General features: G+C 71.3%; 6 protein-coding genes. All 6 read left to right on the forward strand.

What is annotated here, in order from left to right:
* Positions 1-233: 233 nt before the first annotated feature.
* Positions 234-1,037: an SAM-dependent methyltransferase gene (locus tag DQW06_RS21620; RefSeq protein ID WP_117199196.1), complete on the forward strand. Its 804-nt coding sequence runs from the start codon at positions 234-236 to the stop codon at positions 1,035-1,037.
* 306 nt (positions 1,038-1,343) lie between these two features.
* On the forward strand, positions 1,344-1,586 hold the full coding sequence (locus DQW06_RS21625) for a hypothetical protein (protein WP_117199197.1): 243 nt from the start codon (positions 1,344-1,346) through the stop codon (positions 1,584-1,586).
* Positions 1,558-2,085 carry a DUF6879 family protein gene (locus DQW06_RS21630; RefSeq protein ID WP_117199198.1) on the forward strand — a complete coding sequence of 176 codons (528 nt, stop codon included), beginning with the start codon at positions 1,558-1,560 and terminating at the stop codon, positions 2,083-2,085. Before DQW06_RS21625 ends, DQW06_RS21630 begins: the two co-directional genes overlap by 29 nt.
* An 82-nt stretch (positions 2,086-2,167) precedes the next feature.
* Entirely contained in the window at positions 2,168-2,959 is a 792-nt protein-coding gene (locus tag DQW06_RS21635; RefSeq protein ID WP_210746116.1) for a helix-turn-helix transcriptional regulator, read from the forward strand.
* Between the two features lie 89 nt (positions 2,960-3,048).
* Complete coding sequence (locus DQW06_RS21640) at positions 3,049-3,324, forward strand: hypothetical protein (protein ID WP_013153406.1); 276 nt, start codon at positions 3,049-3,051, stop codon at positions 3,322-3,324.
* A gap of 2 nt (positions 3,325-3,326) precedes the next feature.
* Positions 3,327-3,938, forward strand: coding sequence for a hypothetical protein (locus tag DQW06_RS21645; protein WP_117199199.1), 612 nt, complete (start codon positions 3,327-3,329; stop codon positions 3,936-3,938).
* The last annotated feature ends 1,096 nt before the right edge of the window (positions 3,939-5,034 follow it).

Raw genomic sequence — 5,034 nt, forward strand, 5'->3', positions numbered from 1 at the left:
CCGCCCGCGACCGATCCGGTGCGGTCGCGGCCCACCAGCGCCTCAACCGCCTGCGCCGCGCCGTGGCCGGTGCCGAGATCGACACCGACGTCACCGGCAGCGGCGGCACCGCGGAGGGGTCGGATGGAGCGCGACGCCCTTCATGACGGGATTTTTCGGGTTGCGGGCGGGTCATGGGACGCATGAGACTGCGCGTACCGCTTGTCGCGGCCCGCCCCACCCGAGAGGCCACCATGACGGACATCCCCATCGACACCGGCGTCGCGCACACCGCGCGGGTGCGGGACTACTGGCTCGGCGGCAGGGACAACTACCCGGTGGACCGCGAGATGGGCGACGCCGTCGCGGGGCTGGCGCCCCAGGTCGTCGAGGCCGTCCGGGGGGACCGGCTCTTCCTGCGCCGCGCGGTGGGCCACCTGGCCCGGGAGGAGGGCGTCCGCCAGTTCCTCGACCTCGGCGCCGGACTGCCCGCCGCCGGCAACACCCACGAGGTGGCGCGGGCGCACGCCCCGAACGCGCGCGTGGTCTACGTGGACGACGACCCCATGGTCCTGGCGCACGCGCGCGCCCTGCTGGTGGGCACCGACCAGAAGCGGGCCCGGTACGTGGGGGCGGACCTGCGCGACACCGACCGGGTGCTGGAGAGCGCCAGCGCGACCCTCGACCTGGACCGCCCGGTCGCGCTGTCCCTGCTGGGGACGATGGGCCACTTCGGCGACCTGGAGGAGGCCCTGGGCATCGTGCGCGCCTACACGGACGCGCTGGCGCCGGGCAGTTTCCTGGCCGTGTGCGACGGCGTCCTCGCCCACGTGGAGGCCGTCACCGACGAGCGCGCGCTGGCGGCGCTCCGGCGCTGGCGGGAGAGCGTCGCGCGGCCCTACCACACGCGCACGGTGGAGGACTTCACCCGCTTCTTCGACGGGTTGGCGCTGGTCGAACCCGGGGTCGTCTGCGTCACCCGGTGGCGGCCCGAGCCGGTCGAGGTCGGAAGGGCGCGCGACATCCCCGAGTACTGCGGCCTGGCCCGCAAGGGCTGAGGCGCGGCACCGGCGCCCGCCAGCGGCGTCTACGGGGTCTCGGCGCCGCTCCGTTCGGCGCGTACGCCTCCACCGCGTCCATGCGCCTCTTTCCGCCGCTGACTGTCCCCGCATGGGAGTCATGTCCCCGACCGCGGGCCCGGTTCGCCCTGGATCGAGCACGTTCGCGGGCGGCGGTGCCACCGCTTTCTTGCGACACCCCTTCGCGCACCGCACTGTCCGTAACCGGTAACGAACTTGACACGTATGGTGATGGCACGGGATGTTCGCGCAACCGGATGCAACCAGCCCGAGAGGAAAGCATCCATGGCACTGCGCTATTTCGGCAAGGACCCGGAATCAGACACGAAGGGCTCACCGACGGTCTTCGTCGATGAGGTCACAGCCGACCTGGTCATCCAGGGATGGAAGGCCAGCGAAGAAACCCTGACCGAGTGCCGGGAAGTCGGCACCGTCCCCGACCACGAAGCGGTCGTGCGTGTTCCCGCCCGTATGGTCACGATCCTGAGGGAGGCCTGCGATGACGCGGAACGCGCCCACCTTCGATGACCTGCTCGACTCCTGCCAGGAGTCCGCGATCCACCTGGAACTGCGCGACGTCTACGGTGTGGCCGACGAGGTCGCGGGCTTCGAGGAGTGGAAGCGCGTCGGGCACCGCGGCGACTGGAACGACCGCGAGTCCTGGTGGGCCCCCTTCTACCAGGCGGTCGCCGACGCCACGGCACGAGGCGTCACCGTGCGTCGGGCGCGGGTGGTCTCGATGCCGGTGACGGACTACATCCGTTTCGAGCACGCGGGCACCCAGGGAAACATCATCGCGGGAGAACACGTACGCTGGCTCCCACGCCGCCAGGCGACCGACATAGCGTTCCCCGGCAACGACTTCTGGCTCTTCGACGGACGCATCGTCCATGTCAACCACTTCACGGGAGACGGGCGGTGGCTTGAGCGGGAAGTCACCGAAGACCCGGAGTTGGCCAAGCTGTGCTCCTCGGCCTTCGAGGCCGTCTGGGAACGCGCCGTCCCCCACGCCGACTTCCGCGTCTGACCCCTAGAACACCGGATACCAGTTCGTGCGCTCCTCTTCCAAGTCCAGTGCCCGAGCGGCCCGCGAGGCCGTCGCCTCACGGTTGAGAGAAATCCGCCTGGACGCCGGGCTGACGGGGGCCGAACTGGCTTCCCGGACTGGTTGGCACAAGTCGAAGTCCTCGCGCATCGAGAACGCGAAGACACCGCCCTCCGACGCCGACGTCAGGGCCTGGTGCAGGGCCTGTGGAGCGGACGAGCAGGCGGAGGACCTGGTCTCCGCATCACGGAACGCCGAGTCGCTGTACGTGGAGTGGAGGCGCAAGCAGCGCGCCGGGCTCCGGCACCTCCAGGAGTCCTATGTTCCGCTGTACGAGCAGACCGGGCTCTTTCGGATCTACACCCCCAACGTGATCCCCGGATTCCTCCAGACCCCCGGTTACACCACCGCGCTCTTCACCGCCATCACCGATCTCGACGGTGACGACGAGGACATCGACGCGGCAGTGGACGCCCGGATGGACCGCTCACGCATCCTCAGGCGGGGTGGTCACCGGTTCTCGATGCTGCTCGAGGAGTCCGTTCTGCGGTATCGCATGGGAACTCCCGAAGTGATGGCCGGACAGCTCGGACATGTGCTGTCCGTCATGTCCCTGCCCAATGTCTCCGTGGGAGTCATCCCCTTCTCCACACGGCGTCTCGTGCTGCCGCTCGAAGCGTTCACCGTCTACGACGACAGCCTCGTCCGGGTCGAACTCACCACCGCGGAACTCACCATCGAGGCCCCGGCCGAGGTGGCGACGTACACGAGGGCGTTCGGCCGCCTCCAGAGGCTCGCCGTCTACGGACACAAGGCCCGAGCGCTGCTCACCTCGGCGATCGGTGCGCTCGACTAGTTTCCGTGCAACTTCGTGCAACCTGCTGGGTTCCCGTAGGGCACTCTCTGTAGCGTTCGATCAGTCCCCGACGCAGATCGGACACTCCCGTGCAGAGTCCTCCCCCACCCGGCGAACCCCCGGTCGATCACGCCGAAGCCGCGCTCCTCGCCCTGCGCAGGTACTACGGCGACCGCTACGCCATCCACCACAACGGCGACCTGTGGGTGGCCACCGACAGGTCGCCCTCCGGCCTGACGGCTCCCACCGTCATCGAGCCGACGCTGGAGGCGTTCGTGGCCGCGCTGGAAGCTCCGGGACAGCGCTTCGGAAGACCGTTCCCGCCCGGCCCCCCGTGCTCCTCGCCCTTCCCCGAAAGAGGCTGAGAATGGCGGACCGCTCCCCTTGCAACGGAACGGGCAGGGTCATCGCCGGAGGCGACGGCAGCGGCCCCTGGTCCGACGAGGAGGTCATCGACTGCCCGCCGTGCAACGGGACCGGTGGCGCCGCCGGATACGCGGAGGATGCGCCCTACGACGCGGTCATCGCCACCTGGGCCGTGGTCGAGGTCCCCCGCGCGTGGACCGGGCAGCCCCGGTCCGGAGGCGTGGTCGTCACGCCCCGGGCTCCGACGGCCGGCCTTCCCGGGGGCGCCATGGCCCGGCTCGTGGTGTCGGAGGAGGGTTGCGCGCAGGGGCGCTTCGCGGGCGACGCCGGCTTCATGACGTCGCGCTACCAGCGCGCCCGGTACGGCGCTCCGCACGACCCGCACGGCACGGCCGAGCGCGCGTGGAACCGCGGCGGGGACGCGCGCGAGGTGGTCACGGGCGGGGCCGGTCCGCAGTTGGCGCTCATGGTGCCCGGGATCCGGATCGGCATGAGCGCGGTGCGGTGCGAAGCCGAACCGCGCGTGTGGCTCTCGGCGCTGGACTCCCCGTCGTGGGCGCGGCCGTACGCGGACGGCCGGGTGGGAACAGGGCGGCCCGCGGCCGGCGGGTGAGGAGGTCATCGCGGCGCACGACCACTGGACGGCGCGGGGCTGCCCGGATCTGACGGAGTACGGACTCACCGTGACGGCTTCGGGTGAGCACACGGCCCGGCTCGGCGATCCCTCCGGGCCGCGCTGGCCGCACCGCTCCGCCACGGAGCCCGCTTCGGCATGACCCGGAACGCGTGGGACCGGTGCTCGCGGAGAGCACCAGTCCCGCCTGTCCTCTGGAGCCGCTGAAGCCGCACGAGTTCGGCGCGGTTCCGCGCGTACGCCTCCACCGCGTCCATGTGCCTCTTTCCGCCGCTGCCTGCCCCGCCTGGGTGGTGTCTTCCCGGCCACAGGACCGTTTCGTCCTGGATCGAGCACGTTCACGGGCGGCGACGCCACCCCTTTGTCCCGGCACCTGTTCGCACACCGTACTGTCCGTAACCGGTCGCGGACCTGACACGTGCCGGGGAAGGCGGTACCGGTTCCCGTGCGGGTCCCGGATCGCGGAGGAGGCGCAGGAACGGGCCCCGTCGGCTTCGGAGCCGGTGAGCGCGGTCCGGACGGCGGCCCGGAAAGCGTCGTAGGCCGCACCTAGAGTCGTCCTCGACCGCACGGCACACGATGCACTGTCTTCCCTGGGGTTTCAGCGGTGATCACACGGGCACCTTGCAGAGACATCGGGTCGTCGGTGCGGAGGGCGCAGCGGCCGGAGTGAGCGATCAACGGCCACGGCCGTCCGGGGAAAAGGGGAGCGGGGGAACATGACGCTGGCGATTTTCGTAGCGGTTGCGGTCACGGTAGCGGTGGTCGTGGACACCCTGGTCCCGATGGGGTCCAGAAGCGGACTGGGGGTCCGCAGGGGTGCGGCGCGCAGGGCACTCACGGCCCTGCGGCGGAGCCCCCAGCCCTCCCCCGCGCCCGTGCGGGCCGTGAACGTGACGGAGACCCCCGCCAGCCGGGCACCGGAGCCGAGGCGGGAGACCGAACCGGCCGGGCGGGGCCTCACGGTCACGCCGACTCGCGGGCGCCGCGCCTGGAACGGCAGCCCCGCGCGAACGGGCCGACCGCGCCGCGCCGCCGCGAAGGCCTCCCTCACCTGACAGCTGACCGGACGGGG

It is taken from the genome of Nocardiopsis sp. TNDT3, from assembly GCF_003427465.1.
Taxonomy (GTDB): domain Bacteria; phylum Actinomycetota; class Actinomycetes; order Streptosporangiales; family Streptosporangiaceae; genus Nocardiopsis; species Nocardiopsis dassonvillei.

What these genes read in the sequence shown, in the direction of transcription:
- DQW06_RS21645 (WP_117199199.1), top strand. Translation starts at nt 3,327, where the DNA reads ATGGCGGACCGCTCCCCTTGCAACGGAACGGGCAGGGTCATCGCCGGA.
- DQW06_RS21630 (WP_117199198.1), top strand. Translation starts at nt 1,558, where the DNA reads ATGACGCGGAACGCGCCCACCTTCGATGACCTGCTCGACTCCTGCCAG.
- DQW06_RS21625 (WP_117199197.1), top strand. Translation starts at nt 1,344, where the DNA reads ATGGCACTGCGCTATTTCGGCAAGGACCCGGAATCAGACACGAAGGGC.
- DQW06_RS21620 (WP_117199196.1), top strand. Translation starts at nt 234, where the DNA reads ATGACGGACATCCCCATCGACACCGGCGTCGCGCACACCGCGCGGGTG.